The organism is Paucibacter aquatile, assembly GCF_002885975.1.
GTDB lineage: Bacteria > Pseudomonadota > Gammaproteobacteria > Burkholderiales > Burkholderiaceae_C > Paucibacter_A > Paucibacter_A aquatilis.
The window spans coordinates 524604-542774 of the sequence record NZ_POSP01000004.1 but is presented as its reverse complement, the minus strand read 5'-3'; the positions used below and the strand labels follow the sequence as shown (position 1 = coordinate 542774).

General features: G+C 61.2%; 16 protein-coding genes. 4 read left to right on the top strand and 12 right to left on the bottom strand.

Annotated features, from left to right (window positions below; all coding sequences use genetic code 11):
• Positions 1–54 precede the first annotated feature (54 nt).
• The 12 genes from C1O66_RS22045 to C1O66_RS21990 form a co-directional block, all read right to left on the bottom strand.
• Entirely contained in the window at positions 55–294 is a 240-nt protein-coding gene (locus C1O66_RS22045; protein WP_102770153.1) for a DUF1289 domain-containing protein, read from the bottom strand.
• Positions 291–812 (bottom strand): YbaK/EbsC family protein, encoded by a 522-nt coding sequence (locus C1O66_RS22040; protein WP_102770152.1) that lies wholly within the window; start codon positions 810–812, stop codon positions 291–293. Before C1O66_RS22040 ends, C1O66_RS22045 begins: the two co-directional genes overlap by 4 nt.
• 63 nt (positions 813–875) lie before the next feature.
• Complete coding sequence (locus C1O66_RS22035; protein WP_102770151.1) at positions 876–2081, bottom strand: glycosyltransferase; 1206 nt, start codon at positions 2079–2081, stop codon at positions 876–878.
• A gap of 50 nt (positions 2082–2131) precedes the next feature.
• Complete coding sequence (locus C1O66_RS22030; protein WP_102770150.1) at positions 2132–3265, bottom strand: NAD-dependent epimerase/dehydratase family protein; 1134 nt, start codon at positions 3263–3265, stop codon at positions 2132–2134.
• A gap of 54 nt (positions 3266–3319) precedes the next feature.
• The gene (locus tag C1O66_RS22025) at positions 3320–4183 is read right to left on the bottom strand and encodes a S1C family serine protease (RefSeq protein ID WP_165794735.1); all 864 of its coding nucleotides are present in this window, start codon (positions 4181–4183) and stop codon (positions 3320–3322) included.
• Complete coding sequence (locus tag C1O66_RS22020; protein WP_243392924.1) at positions 4135–5505, bottom strand: GNAT family N-acetyltransferase; 1371 nt, start codon at positions 5503–5505, stop codon at positions 4135–4137. Before C1O66_RS22020 ends, C1O66_RS22025 begins: the two co-directional genes overlap by 49 nt.
• A gap of 256 nt (positions 5506–5761) precedes the next feature.
• Complete coding sequence (gene prsR / locus C1O66_RS22015; protein ID WP_102770148.1) at positions 5762–7129, bottom strand: PEP-CTERM-box response regulator transcription factor; 1368 nt, start codon at positions 7127–7129, stop codon at positions 5762–5764.
• Positions 7126–9273, bottom strand: a complete 2148-nt coding sequence (prsK, locus tag C1O66_RS22010) for an XrtA/PEP-CTERM system histidine kinase PrsK (protein ID WP_243392923.1) — start codon at positions 9271–9273, stop codon at positions 7126–7128. Before prsK ends, prsR begins: the two co-directional genes overlap by 4 nt.
• Before the next feature lie 111 nt (positions 9274–9384).
• Entirely contained in the window at positions 9385–10767 is a 1383-nt protein-coding gene (locus C1O66_RS22005) for a TIGR03013 family XrtA/PEP-CTERM system glycosyltransferase (RefSeq protein WP_102770146.1), read from the bottom strand.
• Positions 10768–11270: 503 nt separating this feature from the next.
• The gene (locus C1O66_RS22000; RefSeq protein WP_102770145.1) at positions 11271–12413 is read right to left on the bottom strand and encodes a branched-chain amino acid ABC transporter substrate-binding protein; all 1143 of its coding nucleotides are present in this window, start codon (positions 12411–12413) and stop codon (positions 11271–11273) included.
• Between the two features lie 150 nt (positions 12414–12563).
• A complete protein-coding gene (locus tag C1O66_RS21995; protein ID WP_102770144.1) occupies positions 12564–13004 on the bottom strand; it encodes a DNA polymerase III subunit chi in 441 nt (146 codons plus the stop codon).
• 51 nt (positions 13005–13055) lie between these two features.
• Entirely contained in the window at positions 13056–14531 is a 1476-nt protein-coding gene (locus C1O66_RS21990; protein ID WP_102770143.1) for a leucyl aminopeptidase, read from the bottom strand.
• A gap of 29 nt (positions 14532–14560) precedes the next feature.
• Between C1O66_RS21990 and lptF the strand changes: the two genes are divergently transcribed.
• From lptF to C1O66_RS21970, 4 genes are read left to right on the top strand one after another with little or no spacing between them, the layout of a single operon-like run.
• Positions 14561–15682, top strand: coding sequence for an LPS export ABC transporter permease LptF (gene lptF / locus C1O66_RS21985; protein WP_102770142.1), 1122 nt, complete (start codon positions 14561–14563; stop codon positions 15680–15682).
• Positions 15679–16797: an LPS export ABC transporter permease LptG gene (gene lptG / locus C1O66_RS21980; protein WP_102770141.1), complete on the top strand. Its 1119-nt coding sequence runs from the start codon at positions 15679–15681 to the stop codon at positions 16795–16797. The genes lptF and lptG overlap by 4 nt, the downstream gene beginning before the upstream one ends.
• Before the next feature lie 28 nt (positions 16798–16825).
• The gene (locus tag C1O66_RS21975; RefSeq protein ID WP_102770140.1) at positions 16826–17218 is read left to right on the top strand and encodes a sirohydrochlorin chelatase; all 393 of its coding nucleotides are present in this window, start codon (positions 16826–16828) and stop codon (positions 17216–17218) included.
• Positions 17215–18159: a CysB family HTH-type transcriptional regulator gene (locus tag C1O66_RS21970; RefSeq protein ID WP_102770139.1), complete on the top strand. Its 945-nt coding sequence runs from the start codon at positions 17215–17217 to the stop codon at positions 18157–18159. The genes C1O66_RS21975 and C1O66_RS21970 overlap by 4 nt, the downstream gene beginning before the upstream one ends.
• Positions 18160–18171: the final 12 nt, after the last annotated feature.

Sequence of the window (18171 nt, the reverse complement as noted above, 5' to 3'; positions counted from 1 at the left end):
ACCTCAGCCTGTTGCAGGTGGATGACTAAAACAAGAGCAAGGGGGGCGCGATCTTCAGGCAATGAAGATGCCTTGCTCCGCCAATTGCTCGCGCCGCGCCGGCAGGCGCGCCAGGATCTCAAGCCGTGTCGCATCGTCAGCTCTAGACCAGACGGTGATCTCCGGAATGCTGCGCGCACAGCCCTCACACCAACCGGTGGCTGCATGGATGCGGCAGATGTTGGTGCAGGGCGAACTGACGGTGGAACCAGGAGCCGGCACGGCCGGCGGCGAAGGGGGGCGCAGCGCGCTCATGCTTGCACCACCTCGATGAACTCAGCGCCCGTCAGGCGCTGGAGTTGCTCGGGGCTCATAAGGAACACGCCGTTAGGGTGTCCGGCCGCGGCCCAAATGAAGTCAAAGCGCCGCAGATCGGCATCCAGAAACAAGAGCGGCTGGGGCAGATCTGCGGCCGGCGCAAAGCCCAGTGGCGACACACCGCCAATCGAGAAACCGGTGCGAGCCTTGACATACTCGGCGTCCGCGCGCCCCAAAGCGCCGGTGTGCTGCTGCAGCTTCTTCTCGTCGACCCGGCGATCCCCCGAAGCGATCACCATCACCGCGGCCTCGTCGCTGCGGCGACGGAACACCACCGATTTGGCAATCTGGCCAAGGCTGACACCCAACGCATCGGCGGCTTCTTGCGAAGTACGTGCCGCCACGTCCAGCCAGCGCGGCGGATGTTCATGACCCCGTTGCAGCAAGGCAGCCTGGACGCGAAGAAAGCCCTCGGGCCGCACATCGGCGGGCACGGTCTGGGAAGATGCAGACATGGATAAAGGATTCATCCGTGCATTGTCTCAGGCCCAGGACAGCAGGCCCGGAGCGACGCATCTTCAGGACAGAACCGCGGCCAAAGCCTTCGGAAAGTGAACACGCGGATCCCAGCGCGCAAACTCTTCGACCATGGCCAGGGCACGCGCACGCAGCGCGGGCTCGTCGCGCAAGTCGCGCAGTGCTTGGCGCATGCGTGACTGCGAGAACTGCCCGGCACGGAAATAGCGCCCGACACCGGCTTGCTGCATGGCCTTCATGGTCAAGACCTGATCGAGGTTGGAGCAAATGCCCAGCACGGGCCGCCCCTTCTGCAGAGCCTGTTGAACCGTGGCGCTACCACCATTGCAGACCACCACATCAGCGCAGGCCGCCGCTTCGCTGCCCGGAAGATATGGGGCACAAAACACATAGGGCGAGTCCGAGCGGAAATCGCTGCGCCCTGCAGTGGCCACCAAGCAGCTCATGCCCTCAGCCAGACAGGCATCAATGATGGCCGGCAGCAGATCGACACTGCCGGTCGAGCCTAAGGTGATGTAGGCCAGCGGGCGACCTTGTCCCGCTGGTACGCCCCACCAATCCGGCGGCGTCATCTGCGGCGACCAGACGATGGGCCCCACATAACGATGGGAAGCCGGTAAATCCGCGGTTGGCACCAGAGCCGGCGTGTCGGAATACAGCGTCAGATCGCCGTCGCAATAGTATTCACGCAAGCTTCGGTAGGCCGGCAGGCCGTAGTCGGCTCGCACGCGATTCATGGCTGCACAGTGATGCAAGCTGGCCCAGGGCCAGACGGCACGAAACACAAGATCAAGACCCGCGTAGCCCAAATATCGGGCCGGCGCCATTTCAGGCGCTTGCATTTGCTGATCACGAGCGAAAGGGCTCCAATGGGCATTGGCTATCGACATCAAAGGGATGCCGACTTTGCGCGCGGCCACACTCAGGGACAGTCGATAGTCACCGACGATGGCCGCTGGACGCAAAGCCTCCAGCATGCGGATGTCGGCATCGACATACGCCCGCAGCTCGGCCTCGTTGTACACCGGTTGACCGTCCGCCAAACGCTGCAGAAACAGCGCAGGCGCGATGCTGTGCAAGGCGTAGGACTGCCATTCCGGGCTGGCAGAACACACCGGGAACTGGCCGTTGCTGGCAAATATCACCTCATAGCCGGCCGCAACCGCACAATGGGCCAGGACACTAGGGCGCGCCACATGGGCCAGGGACACAGCCTCGGCGACGAACAGAAGTTTCGGTGCGGACATGGCTTGCTTCTACGGCGACTCGGTTCGGGGCGTGCGGAAGTTGAGTTCGGTCAAGACCGGCGCGCCTGCCCAAACAAGCCATGAGCGCGGAGCTCGCTCACGGTCTTGTCGTACAAATTGGCCGACGCTTGGCCCGAGGCCCAGGCCACAAACTCTTCCATGCCCTGCAAGAGGTCCACTTGAGGCTTGAAACCCAGGTCGCGGCGCGAATGCTCAAGATCGGCATAGCAGGCAAAGATGTCACCCACCCGGAACTCGCCCCGATCCTCCAAGCTGGCTTCAAGCTTCATGGCTTGCGCTTGCGTACGCGCGATGTCCGCGATGGTGGCGGGAACACCGGATCCGACATTGAACTTCTGACCTGCCGCCTGGGGCGAGCTCAAGGCCAGCAAATTGGCTTGAACCACGTCACGCACATGAACGAAATCTCGGATCGGCAAGCCACTTTCGTACATGGACAAGGCCTTGCCTTCGCGCAGCAGCGAAAAAAAGATGGACACCACCCCGGTGTAGGGGTTCTTCAAGGACTGGCCGGAACCGTACACATTGAAGTAGCGCAGCGTGGTGACGGGCAAACGGTAGGTCTTGGCAAAGTAGTCGCAGTAGTCCTCCTGCTCCTTCTTGGTTCGCGCGTAAACCGACAGCGGCGCAGAGGGGCAATCCTCCGTGGTGGGCAAGGCCTGCATGGCAGTCTGGCAGTGTGGGCAAGGCATGGAAAAGTCGCCGCGATTCATGGCTTCGACCGAGCGAATCTCGGGATGCTGCACACCATGGCTCGCGCAGTTGTAAAGGCCCTCGCCGTAAATCGCGCGTGACGAAGACAGCACCAGGCGGTGCAGCTGCATCTTCTTCTTCAGAATTGCTTCCAAAAGCACCGCCGTGCCCAGGACATTGGTGGACACGTAATCGGCGATTTCATACATGCTTTGACCCACACCGGTGCGGGCTGCCATGTGGTAGACCGCATCAACACCGTCCAAGGCCTGCATGCAGTCACTCAAACTCAGAACCGAGCCCAGACGGCAATCCGCAAGCTGCTGCAATTCGGCACTGAACTGAGGTGCAGCCCCGTGAATCTGGGGGTCAAGGCTGTCCAGGATTCGGACCGTATGCCCCTGGACCACCAAAGCACGTGTGGTGTGGGTGCCGATAAAGCCTGCGCCACCGGTGATCAAAACATTCATGACTACTCCTTTACTGCAAGCACGGCAGGACGTGCCGGGCCCGATGCCGGCGGATCAGCGTTGCAAAATGCGAGCCACGTTCTCTATCGGTATGGCGTAGCTGATTCCTGAGGGCTGAGCGAGCACGGACTCTTTGGTGTTCTTGATCAGGACCATATTGATGACGCCGAGCACCTCGCCGCTGCGCGCATCCAGCACCGGCCCGCCGCTGTTGCCTGGGTAGGCCGTCGCATCCAGCTGCAGGATGTTGAAGGAGCCTGCGCGCAGCTGCGACACATTGCGTGCATTGAGTGTGGTGGAACTGGGGGCCGGCAAGGCAACCGGCGTGACGGCCGAGACCATGCCACGATGGCTGACATGTGAAAACCCCAGCGCACCGCCGATGGGGAAGCCAATGAACAGCACCTCCGTGCCCTCCTCGGGCAACTCGGTCTTCAAGGGTAAAGGCCGCAGCGCCGGGGCACCGATCTCAAGAACAGCCAGGTCATGGGCGCGCTCCAGGCTGAGGTCCAGCACCTTGCGCAACTCCCACGCACCGCTGGCCTGCTTGACCTGCACCGCCAACTGCGATGCTTGCTCTGAACCCGGCTCCGGCAGCACATGGGCGTTGGTGACGATGCGCGTGCCATCAGCGACGGCGAAGCCAGTGCCACGAAACGAAAAACGGGGCGTGGCCAAAGGGTTGAAGGTGCCAACCAACACCACCGAGGGCTTGCTTCGAGCAATGATCTCGGCAGGCGTCAACGCCGAGGCCGAGGCCGAGCTTTGCGCATGGGCTACCAGCGAGACAAGCAGCCCCGCACACAGTGCGCGCACAAGGGCGCGAAGATACGCTGCGCAAGACTGAGCAAGGCTGATGCCGACCTCTTTCAAGCCAGATCCCCTGAAGTCAAACTCATTTCCAGCGCTGCCACACACTCGCGCCAGATGGTGTCGGGTTCGGTCAGCTTGAAACCATAAAAGTGCCCGGCCTCGGTTTCGCGGTGACGCACCGAACGCACTTCCACCCGCGAGCGCTTGTTCTGCCCCAGATCGATCTCGGCCCAACCGTCTTGTTCCAAGGGCAGATTGAGCTTGCACTCCGCTTGAAAACCAAAGAGCGAAATTTCAATGACATCCAGCACAAAGTTGCGCTTCGAGCCGTCCACACTGAACTCAACCGCACCTGGGCAACGAATGGAATAGCGCTGATGTCGGCGCAATGGATGGCCATGATCCGCAGAGCCTTGAAGCAAGGGCAAAACAGCCCGGTACTCGACCTGGTCGTAAATCGACCAAAGCAGGGACTTCTTGCGATCGTCCAACTGCGGAAGAACCTGGGTTCTTTGATTGAAAAAGTAGTCCAGCAGCTCGGGCGTCATCACCGGATCGTTGGTGGTGAAGTACTTGCGGCTCGGGCGCTTGATATTGGGCAGAGACAACTCGAAAAAATAGTTGTGCAGGTCCTTTTTAGGCGGCCGGCCACCATAAGTTCGCCGGAACACCTCAGGTGCCAAACGTAAGTCCAGCGTCGCGCCAACGGCTGGCGCGCCGTTGGCGAAGTCATAGTGATCGATCACGTTGGCTTGCAAGCGCTCGCAGCAAAGCACGGCTTCATAGAGCTCGATACGATCAGGGTTGACGGCAATCACGAGGTGGCGGGTATCAAAGTACTCGACGCAGTACTGGCGCATGAACTTCACCAAAGGAAAGAAGATCGCGCCGCCGGTACGCCGAAACTCAGGATGCACCGCCAAAGCAGATATTTCTGCTATCTTGCCGCCTTTTGCACGCACTTGCGTCAAATCAAACGCAGTCTGCATCGGGAAGCCGAACACCCCCTCCCGCACGATGGAAATGGTGCCCACCACGCGGCCGTCGAACTTGGCGCACAGAGTCGTGGTCGTGGGCAATGCGTGGTAGATCGTAACGCGCATACCCGACGGATGCGGTTTCATGAAACCGCTGGACACATAGGCGTCATGCAGGATCTGAAAGCAAGCCTCCAGCTCCTCCTGGGTTTCTGCAATTTTCAGCTCCAGCCGACTGTCAGGCGCGGGATCGCAATCCACCATGCGCCGGTAGAAAGGAAATCGGATGCTCTGCGGGAACTTGCGGAACAAGCCGCGTAGCTGTTGATGGAGGCTTTTGCGGAAATTGGACCGGCGGATTTGACTCATAGATTCCTCAATCTGATGCGTCACCCAACGCGCCGCGGCGGCAGGGCCACGGCGCATGGAATCAGCGGGAATGGCGAGCATTCAACATCCTGCGAACACGCGCGCCACCATCCGACCAATATACGCCGAGCGTACAAATCGTGACAAAGTTTGCAAGTGGCAAGACACCCGTCTTATCGAGAGCCCAAGACACCCAGCTTTCACCGCCTCGCCACAATCCGACCCGACGCAGGGCCCGGGCTAACCCGCCCGACAATGACGCATCTGTCGCGAGTTGCCCAGCGCCGATTTACCCGCCTGGGGCCACACAGCGCTGGCTACAGGCCCCACTCCTGCGTCAAGCCTTGATCTGGAGCTTGTCCATCAAGTCATACAGAGTCGGACGGCTGACGCCCAGCAACTCGGCCGCGCGCAAGATATTGCCATCCACACGCGCCAGGGCGGCGACGACAGCCTGCCGCTCGGCGCGCTCACGCACTGTGCGCAAGTCCAGAACGGCCAGCTCCTCGCCATCCAATGGGGCAGCAACTGCGATACCGATGTCGTCAGCCGTGATCTGCTGACCATCGGCCATGATGGCAGCGCGCTTGATGATGTTCTGCAATTCACGCACATTGCCGGGCCAGGCATAGGACTCGATCTTGCGAATTGCATCTTCGCCCAGGCTGAGTCCGGGCCGACGCAACTCGCTGCTGAACTTGCGCAAGAAGGTGTGCGCCAACAGGACCGCATCGCCCTGGCGATCACGCAAAGCCGGGATATCGATCACGATCTCAGCCAGTCGGTAATACAGGTCCTCGCGAAAGCCGCCCGAGCTGATCTGATTTTTCAGATCCTGATGGGTTGCCCCGATCACCCGCACATCGATCGGAATCTCCTTGCGCCCGCCAACGCGCTCGATCACACGCTCCTGCAGAAAGCGCAGAAGCTTGGCCTGCAGCGGCATGGGCAGGTCGCCTATTTCGTCCAGCATCAGCGTGCCCCCATGGGCCGTCTCGATCTTGCCGATGGTGGTCTTGCTGGCACCCGTGAAGGCACCCTTCTCGTAGCCGAACAGTTCGCTCTCCAGCAGATTCTCAGGAATGGCGGCGCAGTTGATGGCGACGAAACGCCCTTCCCGCTTGGAGGCTTCATGCAGGCCCTGGGCCAGCACTTCCTTGCCGGTGCCGCTCTCTCCGAGCAAAAGCACGGTGACATCGCTGCTGGCTACCTTCTCAATCGTGCGGCAGATGCGCTGCATCTGGGCGTCACGGGTCACCAAGCCGCTCAATGCGCCCGTCTGTTGCGCGGTCTGCAGGCGTCGATTCTCTTGCTGCAGTTCGTACAGCCGGTAAGCGCGCTCGACCGTCAAGCTCAGCACATCTGGATCGACGGGCTTGGACAAAAAGTCATACGCACCCATGCGGATGGCTCGCAGCGCGTTTTCTTGATCGTTTTGACCGGTCAGCACGATGACCTTGGCCGAAGGATCCAACTCCAACAGCTTCTCGAGGCACTTGAACCCCTCGGACACCGAATCCTGATCGGGCGGCAGGCCCAGATCCATGGTCACCACGGCAGGACTGTGCCGACGAAACTGCAGCACGGCCGAAGCCACGTCCTGAGCCAACACGGATTCGAATCGATCAAGTGACCACTTGAGCTGCTTTTGCAACGCAAGATCGTCTTCAACGATCAGCAAAGGCTGTTGTCGCACTGCGCTCATGCGCCTCCCACCAAAGAGTGCTCTCCCGCACCACCGCCATGAAACAAAGGCAATGAAATCGTCACTGTGGTCCCGATCTTGAGTTTGCTGTCCACCGAAATCTTTCCACCCAACTCTTGCAGGTATTGGTAACTTTCATAAGCGCCAATCCCCATACCGCTGGATTTGGTCGTCTGGAACGGCTTGAAAAGACGGTTCTGGATGAAATCTTCGCTCATTCCGCAGCCTTGATCACTGACGATGAGGCGAGCCATGCTGCCATTCTGTTCCAGAACCAGCCGCACCTCGGCATCAGCCGCACTGGCATCGAAGGCGTTCTGCACAACGTGACCAATGACGCGCTCGACGCGATCTTCGTGGCCGCGCGTGCGCAGCCCCTGACTCAACTGCAAGTTCAAACGGCGCCCCTTGGCTTCCGCCGCGGCGGCCAGACGTTTGGCAATCCCGACCAAGTCCACACCGCTGCTCACCCCATGGGGCTTCTCACCCTCGCGAAGCTGCAACATCAGCTGCCGCATCTTCTCCAGCGAGTTCTCCACCGTGTCCAGCATATCCTGCTGAAACTCGGGATTATCTCGAAGCCGCTTTGCATTCTTCATCATCAAGGACAGCTGCGTGACGATGTTCTTCAGATCGTGAACCACAAAGGCGGACATGCGATTGAAGGCATCGAATTTGCGCGCCTCGAGCAAGGCTTCGGCCGCCTGCATCTGTGCCAGGTAGCTGGCAGCCTGGCTGCTGGCGGTCTTGAGCAGGTCGCGAACCTCCCAGTTGACCTCGATCGGCGCCCTCGGTCGCCCCAAAACCACCAAGCCCAGCAACTCGCCACCCACGATCAATGGAATGACCAGCCAGTAGCGTGAATCCGCAAGCAACCATTCGGGCAGGGCTACGGCCTGATAGTGCTGGTGCTGAGCATGGAGTTGCTGGATGTCAACGATCCAGTTGCGTTCGCGCAAGAACTCACAAAAGCCCGAGGCAGCTTGCTCCGCGCGATCCTGCTGAGGCAGGTTCCAGTTCGCCACCGGGCGCAGCTCAGCCTCGGCACCACGGCGCAACCACAAAGCTCCGGAAGGGGCTTCCACCAGATTGGCCAAGGCCTTGACCACCGTCAGCCCCATCTCCTGCGGAGAGCTGCCAGAAGACAGAATGGCCGTGAAACGCAGCCACTCCTCTCGGTAGTCGTAGCGGTAATTGAAAAAGTTCTTGCTGATGTAGATCTTCAAGCGAGCCCGAATTGCGCCGGACAGCACCGCCACAGCCAGTGCAATCAAGGCCACAAACATCAGGGCCAGTTGCAGGGCCCTGCCCCACTCGCCGCCGGTGTAGCGCACGTAATAGCCCACCGCCGAAACCAGCAAAAGGTAGGCGCCCACGAGCAAAAGCGCGGCCGAGTGGAACACCGCGGCGCGAGAAACATGGAGTTTGTCCAGCCAGTCGACCTGCCTGCGTGCGGCCATGAACAACAATGGGACCGCGAGACTGTGGACCAGGGCGCGGACACTCAATGCGTCGCTGTCAAAGCGGCGAAACAAGGCGGCCTGCGAAAAGAAAAACAGATCGAATGCAAAGATGGCGCTCAAGCCAAGGCAAACCGGCTTGGCGTTCCAGCGCGAATCGGCCGAAACATTGCGCAGCAACTGCTCCACCAGAATCAGCCCGACCACGGCCTGAGCCAGAGCCGCAAATGCCGCCGGTCGGCTGAGCATGACAGGCCAAGACAACCACGGGCTGCTGTACTCACGCGAGATCAAAAACGCCAGAGATGTCAAAGACACCACGACGGCGAGCGGCGCGAAACGCGGCAGACCTGCCGCCCGAGCGCCCCCATCGGCGGGCCGTAACAGCAGACACACAAATGCCAGCCACAGCGCGTAGCGCAACCAATCCGCCAAAGGAATCAGCCAGACATCGACCTCGATCGGCAAACGAAGCCATTGGGTGAGCCAGGAAAAGGCCGCCCAGCCCGTGCTGACAAGCAAGGCCGAGAGAAAGACGTAGGAAACAATGTGGGCTGGAGCGCTGCGCTGCCAGCACAGCTTCCAGGCGAAGTACAAGGTGAAAACGGCATAGGCCATAGCGGCCAGCGCATCACCGAACAAGCTGAGATCCAGCAAACTATTGAGCATCAGCGATTGGAGCACGACCTACAGATCAGCTGAATCGGCACAAATGCCAAACACTCACCCGCAGCGGGACAGAAAAAAGCCGGCTCCATGAGCCGGCCCATCTTTCAGAGGAACTCAAGGCCTCGGTCAGCGCGCGCCTTTGCCGGTCAACACCACGGCGACCGTTTCCAGCATGATCAGCAGATCAAGAAAAAGCGAGTTGTTCTTCACGTAGTACAGGTCGTACTGCAGCTTCTCGATCGAATCCTCCACCGTCGAACCGTACTCGTAACGGACTTGAGCCCAACCCGTGACACCCGGTTTGACGCTGTGGCGAACAGCAAAATAAGGAATCTTGTTGACCAGGTCATCGACGAAGAACTGGCGCTCCGGACGCGGGCCGACCATGCTCATTTCGCCGCGCAGCACATTGATCAGTTGCGGCAACTCGTCGATGCGCACCTTGCGAATGAAGCGACCGACGCGAGTCACGCGGTCGTCGTTCAAGGTAGCCCAGCGAGGCTTGCCATCCTTTTCGGCATCCGTGCGCATGCTGCGGAACTTGATCACCTTGAACACTGCACCATTCAGACCGACGCGCTCTTGCTGGTACAGGACGGGGCCTTTGGATTCCAGCTTGATCAGCACGGCGGTCACAGCCATCACCGGCAAGGTCAGTACGAAAATCAGCGACGAAAAGACGATATCGCAGATGCGTTTGACAGCCGTGCGGAACACGCCCTGGTTGAAGCCGTCGCCGAAAATCAACCAACCCGCATTGACGTGACTGATCTTGATCTGGGCGAGGGTCTTTTCAAAATGCGTCGCGATGTCGACCACGCGGATACCGTAGAGCTTGCAATCTAGCAACTGGCGCAGCGGCATGCTGCCACCACGCCGCTCAGACAGAGCGACAACGATTTCATCAACACCCAAGCTGCGCGCTGTGTCCGTCAAAGAGCCGCGGGCCTGGATCAGTTCATTGGCCGGCACTTCCGAAGACTCCTCGTTGGGACCGGCCAGGTAACCCACGATCAGCGCATGGGGGTCGGCTGCCTTCAGGGTGGCGCCGACCGTCTTGGCCACAGCGCCGGAACCAAAAATCAGGATGCGAGTACGGGTGCGCGACTGGGCACCGGCATGGGCGGCATACACGCGATGAACCATCACGGCCGCAACGGCAAGCATGGCAGCGAACGTCACCAATTGACGATGACCCGGATCCACCGGCAGCAGGCTGAAGATGGCATAAGCGAGCGGCAGACCGAACAGCAAGCCGAGCAAAGCGCGGGCGCAGGACTCGGTCAGCGAGCGGTTGTGCACATGCTGGTACAAACCACTGGCCGAGTTGATGACAAACATGCAACCAGCCAAGGACAAACCATGAGAGGCGACAAAAGGAATGACCGAGCTGGCAGCCTCTTCCTGACTCAGAACCACGGCGACCACCGCAAAGACGATCAAACCCAGATCAAAAAAGACCTGCAGCAAAGTCTGCCGATGCAAATAGTGGCTGAATATCCGAATCATGTTATTCCCCGATCACTAAAACTGAACTGCCTGCAGCGTCAAGCGTCTGCTATCAATTCGGGGCAGCGGAATCGCCACCTTCGAACCGGATGAGCCCCAACAACCTTGCTCACCTGCAAACGATCCAAATCTGACACTGGGTCTTACCTTGATCGCGAGCGAATGATGCCTGCGCCGCCACTGCTTGAAAGCCCCCCGTTTAGAGGGGGACCGGCGGGAATAAAGACAAAACTCCGCAACACGAGGCATTGAGTTTTCAGGCCCCTGCGACTAAGTGGCGAGAGTAGAGCGCATTCCAGAACACCCGCAGTGCACGCGAGATCGCCGCAGCGTGCGTATTCCACGGGCTCGCGCCTCTCGCAAATTGGCACATGTGTCACCTGGGAACAGTTTGTTCAGCTTTATCAGTTTCCTTCGGAGAGTATGAGTTTGTGCTTATTCCCGTAGCCCAAAAAAAGGCCCGCTTGCGCGGGCCTAGGGATTGCATAGTCAGCTGAATTGAATCAACGAACCACAGCGATTTGCGACTTTTCGCCACCCTTGTAGGTGTACATGGTCAGAGCGCCGTTCTTGATGTCGCCCTTGTTGTCGAAGGAGATGGTGCCCGTGACACCCTTGTAGCCTTCGGTCTTGGCGAGCACCGGCAGGTACTTGGCCGGCTCAGCAGAGCCCGCCTTGACCATGGCTGCCACCAGAACGTTCACTGCGTCGTAGACGTAGGGCGCGTAGATCTGGACTTCGACCTTGTAGGCTTCCTTGAACTTGGCCTTGAAAGCGTCCGAAGTCTTCTTCGATTCGCCTTCCACGCCACCGGCTTCAGCGCACACCACTTGGCCGTCGCCCATGGTGCCAGCGGCCAGCTTGGGCAACTCGCCCGAGCAGATGCCGTCGCCACCCACAAACTTGGCTTCGATGCCCAGTTGCTTCATCTGGCGCAGCATCGGGCCAGCCACTGCATCCATACCGCCGAAGAAGACCACGTCGGGCTTCTTGGCCTTCAAGTTGGTCAGGATGGCGGTGAAGTCCGTGGCCTTGTCGGTGGTGAATTCACGACCAACAACCTTGCCGCCAGCTGCCTTGACGCCCTTTTCGAACTCGTCGGCCACGCCTTGGCCGTAAGCGGTACGGTCATCGATCACGGCGATCGACTGGCCCTTCAGCTCCTTGACGGCGTACTTGCCCAGCGTGCCACCCAGGTGCACGTCATCAGCCACCACACGGAAGGTGGTCTTGTAGCCGTTGCGAGTGAACTTGGGGTTGGTGGCCGAAGGCGAAATCTGGGGGATGCCCGCGTCGCTGTAGACCTTGGAGGCCGGGATGGAGGTGCCCGAATTCAGGTGACCGACCACGCCGTTGACCTTGGAGTCTACAAGCTTTTGAGCTGCGGCGGTGCCTTGCTTCGGATCGCCAGCATCGTCTTCGGCCAGCAGTTCGAACTTGGCCTTCTTGCCGCCGATCATCACGCCCTTGGCGTTCAGCTCGGTGATGGCCATGCGAGCGCCCAACTCATTGTCCTTGCCCAGGTGGGCAATCGCGCCGCTGGTGGGGCCGACGTGGCCGATCTTCACAACCAGGTCCTGGGACATGGCTGCACCGCTCAGCATCAGCGCCACGGCGCCGACCACAACATTCAATTTAACCTGCATGAATTACCTCCGAGTTGGAAGAAGGAGAGTTATTTGCCGTTGAATTCTCAACACCATGAACATACCCCAAAACGAGGGGGTGACGACATGGGGAAAGCATGGAATCGCAACAGGCCTTGCCAGGGCGCAAGTGGCAAGGCTTTAAAGCCTTCAGGCCACCTTGTGGTGGATGACCTTGAAGCCCAACTCTTCATAGCGGCGCCAGCGCCGGCGCGCGGCCTGCACCTGCTCGGGGTCGGTCGAGACCACCTCCAGCACGCGCTGAAACTCATCGAATCCTTCGGGCATGTCAGCGCCGACATTGAGCAGCACTTCGCGGTGGGGCAAGTCCACGCAGCGCTCACTCAACAAGATCGGCGTGTGCTCGCCCAAGGGCGTGCCCGCATGCGCAGCTTCCCAGCGCGCGTGCGGCACAAAAATGCTGGCCTCGGCATCCCAGAGCTTGCCGTCCAGACGCCCCAGAAGATGAGCCGGCCCACACACACCCGTGCGCACCCCGGCCTGCTGTGATTTGCGCAGCAGACGCACGAGGTAGCCGAGCCGGTCGGCAACGCCGGTGTAGAAACTGACTTCGGTTGTCATTCGGTCCATGTGAGCGAGAAACGGCGGGCGCCGATGAACAGCGCCCGCACCCTTCTTCGATCAACGAACTTGCGACAGCACGAAGTGGGTCAGCAGGCCCACCGGACGGCCGGTGCCGCCCTTGGCCGCGCCACCCTTCCAGGCCGTGCCGGCGATATCCAGATGACCCCAGGCGTACTTGCTGGCAAAGCGCTGCAGGAACTTGGCCGCGGTGATGGAGCCACCGGCGCGCGAGCCCACGTTGGCGACGTCCGCGAAGTTGCTCTTGAGGCCCTCTTCGTAGTCGTCATCCAGAGGCATGCGCCAGCACAAATCCAGCGACGCTTCGCCAGCTGCGGTCAGGGCTTGCGCCAGGCTCTCGTCGTTGGCATACATGCCGCTGCGCACACCGCCCAGAGCGATCACGCATGCACCCGTCAGCGTGGCCACATCCACCACGGCTGCGGGCTTGAATCGCTCGGCATAGGTCAGCGCATCACACAGAATCAGACGGCCTTCAGCATCGGTGTTCAGGATTTCGATGGTCTGACCCGACATCGAGGTCACCACATCACCCGGCTTGAGGGCGCGGCCGCTGGGCATGTTCTCGCAGGCAGCGATCAGCACCACCAGATTGATCTTGGGCTTGAGCTCAGCCACGGCACGCAGGGTGCCGATGACACTGGCGGCGCCGCCCATGTCGAACTTCATCTCGTCCATTTCGGCGCCCGGCTTCAGCGAAATGCCGCCCGAGTCAAAGGTGATGCCCTTGCCCACCAGCACCACGGGCGCCTGCGTCTTGGCTGCGCCTTCGTAGCGGGCGACGATGAAACGCAGCGGCTCGTCCGAGCCTTGCGCGACGGACAGGAAGGAACCCATGCCCAGCTTCTCGACGGCCTTCTTGTCCAGCACTTCAACCTTCAGGCCGTAGGTTTGGCCCAAGGCCTTGACCTGCTCGCCGAGGTAGGTCGGCGTGGCGTAGTTGCCCGGGCGATTGGCGCATTCGCGGGCCAACTCGACACCCGCACCAATCGCCTCGCCGCGGGCCAGACCTTGCTTGGCAGCCTTGGCAAAAGCGACATCGCCCTTGTCCACCAGCAGCGTCAGCTTGCTCAGCTTGCCGGCTTCCGGCGCGCTGGGTTTGGTGTGGCGATACACATACGTCGCATCGCCTGCAGCCAGCACGAACTGCTCGGCCAGGCTGTCGCCGTGAGCCGCGAGGTCGAAGCCGACAAAGGCGACGCCGGCATGGGCCACGCCACGGCCCTTGAGATGGCCAAGCGCCGATTGCACAGCAGCGCGAGCGGCCTTGACACTGGTCTTGCCAGAAGCTGCCAACACCAGGCGCGGGGCCTTCACACCGACCGGGCGCTGCAGCACCAGCGACTTGCCAGCTTTCAACTCGAAGTCGCCCAGCTTGATCGCGTCCTTGATGAGGGCGCTCAGGCCGGCGTCCAGGCCCTCAGGCAGCGTGTCGCCACCCAGAACCAGGATCAAGGCATCAGCATTGAAGCTGGCCAATGCGTCAAAGGACGCAGACTGTGTACGGAAGTCCATAATGTCGCCGAGTAGAAAAAAGTCCCAGGATGTTATTCGATTCCACCGTACGCACCGAGTTGGCGCGCAGCTTCGGCGTGACCCTCGTGGTCATCCTCACCACCGTCCTCACCATCATGCTGATTGGCACCCTGGGCCAGGCGGCGGGCGGCAGCGTGGCGCCGCAGGATGTGATGCTGCTGCTGGGCTATGCCTCGCTAGGCCATCTGCCCACGATGCTGATCCTGTCGCTGTTCATTGCCATCGTGACCAGCCTCGGCCGCATGTACCGCGATTCGGAGATGTCGATTTGGTTCTCCAGCGGCATCGGCCTGAGCCGATTCGCCAAGCCGGTGTTCCGCATGGCCTGGCCGGTCCTCCTGGTGGTGATGGTGCTCTACCTCTTGATCTGGCCCTGGGGCAACCAGAACAGCGCCCAGCTGCGCGAGCGCTATCAAAAACGCAGCGACTTGTCCCGTGTGGCACCCGGCCAGTTCCAGCCTTCACGTGACGGCAGCCGCGTCTTCTTCATCGAACGAGACAGCGAGGACGGACGCACTGGCCGCAATGTCTTCATCCTGTCCAAACAACAGGACAGCGAATCTGTCACCACCTCGTCCAAGGGCCGCATCGAGCAGGTCGGCGACGACCGCTTCTTGGTGCTGGATCGCGGTCAACGCAACGAAACGAAGGGCTTTGGCGGCGAAAAGACCTTGGCCCGCTTCGAGGAGTACCAGGTCTTGATGGACAGCCAGGTCTTGCGCTCGGCCGATCAATTGCCGCCCAAAGCACTGGCCACTCTGGAACTGATCAACAACCCAACGCCGCGCAACCGGGCCGAGCTGGCCTGGCGCTTCGGCATGATTCTGTCGGCCTTCAATATGTGCTTGCTGGGCCTGGGTCTGTCGGCCACCAATCCGCGCCGTGCCAGCAATTGGAACCTGCTGTTCGCCTTGCTGACCTTTGTGGTCTATTTCAATCTGGTCAATCTCAGCCAGTCCTGGATCACCAGTGGCCGCATGAGCATGGGTGGCGCCCTGCTGAGCGTGCACGGCAGCGCGTTGGCGCTGGCACTGTTGCTGCTGTGGTGGCGTGACCAGGGCAATCGCATCCACCTACCGCGCCGCCGCGGCGGCGGCTTGAAGGCCGGCTGCCAGGGAGGCGCCGCATGAAAACGGTCCGCCGCCTGCTCTACCGTGACATCGTCGGCGCCGTCGCCTTTGTCACCTTGGCCTTTCTGTCCCTGTTTTTCTTCACCGACTGCGTCGATGAAATCGACCGCATGAGCCGGGCAGGCGCCGGCAGCTGGGTGGCGCTGCAACTGGCCCTGCTGTCGATCCCGGGACACTTCTACCAGTTGTTCCCGATCACGGTGCTGATCGGCACCATCTTCTCGCTGGCCCGCCTGGCTCAGTCCAGCGAGTTCACGATTCTGCGCACCGGCGGCCTGGGCCCCGGGCGCGCGCTGGGCCTGCTGGCCAACCTGGCCCTGGTCTTTGCCGTGCTGACCTTTGTGGCCGGTGACTTTGCAGAACCTTTTTTCAAGCGCCAGTACGACTTGCTTCGCGCACGCGCCACCGGCGATGCGCAGGCCAATGCCAAAGGAGCTTGGTTGAAAGAGCACCGCACCGTGGACGGCCAGGAACGCAGCTACTCTATCCACGTCGGGCGGGCCGATGTTGCAGGGCAACTTCGCGATGTACGCATCTTTGAGTTCAACGAGCATGGCGGCCTGATTTCGCGCACGGCGGCCGAGCGCGCCAGCGTGGACAAGCAAGGCCTGTGGCAGCTGCAAGAGGTGGAGCGCACCGAGTGGACCAGCGGCGAGGATGCACCGAATCTGAGCACCCCAGTTCGCGAGCTGCGGCTGCCGCGCCTGGATTGGCCCAGCAGCCTGCACGCTGGCGTGATCACAGCAGCCGTCCTGCCGGCCGGCTCCATGTCGACCTTGGAGCTCTATCGCTACACCGAGCACCTGTCCGCGCAAGAGCAATCGGCTCAGGCCCATAACATTCAGTTCTGGCGCAAAGCGCTCTACCCCTTCGCCTGCTTTGTGATGATCGCCCTGGCCCTGCCATTCGCCTATCTTCATGGGCGGTCGGGCGGCATCAGCCTCAAGGTCTTCGGCGGCATCATGCTGGGCATCAGCTTTGTCCTGCTGAACAATGTGGCCGGGCATATGGGCATCTTGAACAACTGGACGCCTTGGGCTGCCGCCGCAACGCCCAGCCTGATCTATCTGGCCCTCTCGCTGGCCGCCTTCGGCTGGTTGGTCCGCTACCGATGAACCCGCTCCACACCCACCACCAACAGCCATGAGCCAAGGCCTGCTTCTTTTCGCCCATGGCGCCCGCGATCCCGATTGGGCGCGCCCATTCGAAGCCGTGGCCGCCCGCTTGGCCCGACAGCGCCCGGGCTTGGCCATGCGATTGGCCTACCTGGAGTTCATGTCGCCCAGCCTCGAAGAAGCGGCACACAGCCTCGCGGCCGAGGGCTGCGACACGATTCACATCGTGCCCATGTTCCTGGGCACCGGCGGCCACGTGCGGCGCGACATTCCGCCCCTGCTGGCCAGCCTGGAAAGCCAGTACGGCGATGCCGTGCAGTGGCTGCTGCACCCTGCCCTGGGCGACCAGGAGCGCATCATCCAGGCCATGGCCGAGGCCAGCCTGGCCTGGCTGGACGGCCCCGCCGAGGAACACCCATGAACTTGCACCAGTTCCGATTCGTGCAGGAAGCGGCACGCCGCAATCTCAACTTGACCGAGACCGCCAAGGCGCTGTTCACTTCTCAGCCGGGCGTGTCCAAGGCCATCCTGGAACTGGAAGAAGAGCTAGGCATCGACATCTTCTCGCGCCACGGCAAGCGCCTGCGCCGCATCACCGAGCCCGGCCAGCAGGTGCTGGCCGCCATCGAAATCATCATGCGCGAGGTCAACAACCTCAAGCGCATCGGCGACGAATACTCCAAGCAGGACAGTGGCACCCTGTCGATCGCCACCACACACACCCAGGCGCGCTATGTTCTGCCGGGCCCGGTGGCGCAGTTGCGCCGGCAACTGCCGCTGGTGCGCGTCAGCCTGCACCAGGGCAACCCCGACCAAGTCGTGCGCATGCTGCTCGACGACAGCGCCGATGTCGGCCTGGCCACCGAATCTCTGGCCCAGATCGAAGAGCTGGTCACCTTGCCCTGCTACGAATGGCAGCATGTGCTGGTGGTGCCGGCCGACCATCCTCTGGCCCAGGTGGAGCGCCCGAGCCTGGAGCAGCTGGCTGCCGAGCCCCTGGTGTCTTACCACCCCAGTTTCACCGGCCGCACTCGCATCGACCGGGCTTTCCAGGCGCGCCAGTTACACCCCAACTTCGTGCTCGAGGCCATCGACTCCGACGTCATCAAGACCTATGTCCGCCTGGGCATGGGTGTGGGCATCGTGGCCGAAATGGCGGTGCGCGAGGATCCTCCCGACGGCGGACTTGTGTCGCGACCGCTGGGCCATTTGTTCGGCCAGAATGTCACCCGCATTGCCTTCAAGCGTGGCGCTTATCTGCGCAATTACGTCTACAGCTTTGCCGAGCTCCTGTCGGACCGACTGAACCGCCCCTTGCTCGAGCGAGCCATGAGCGGCGAGGCCAGCGACTACAAGCTCTGAACGCTTTGACCC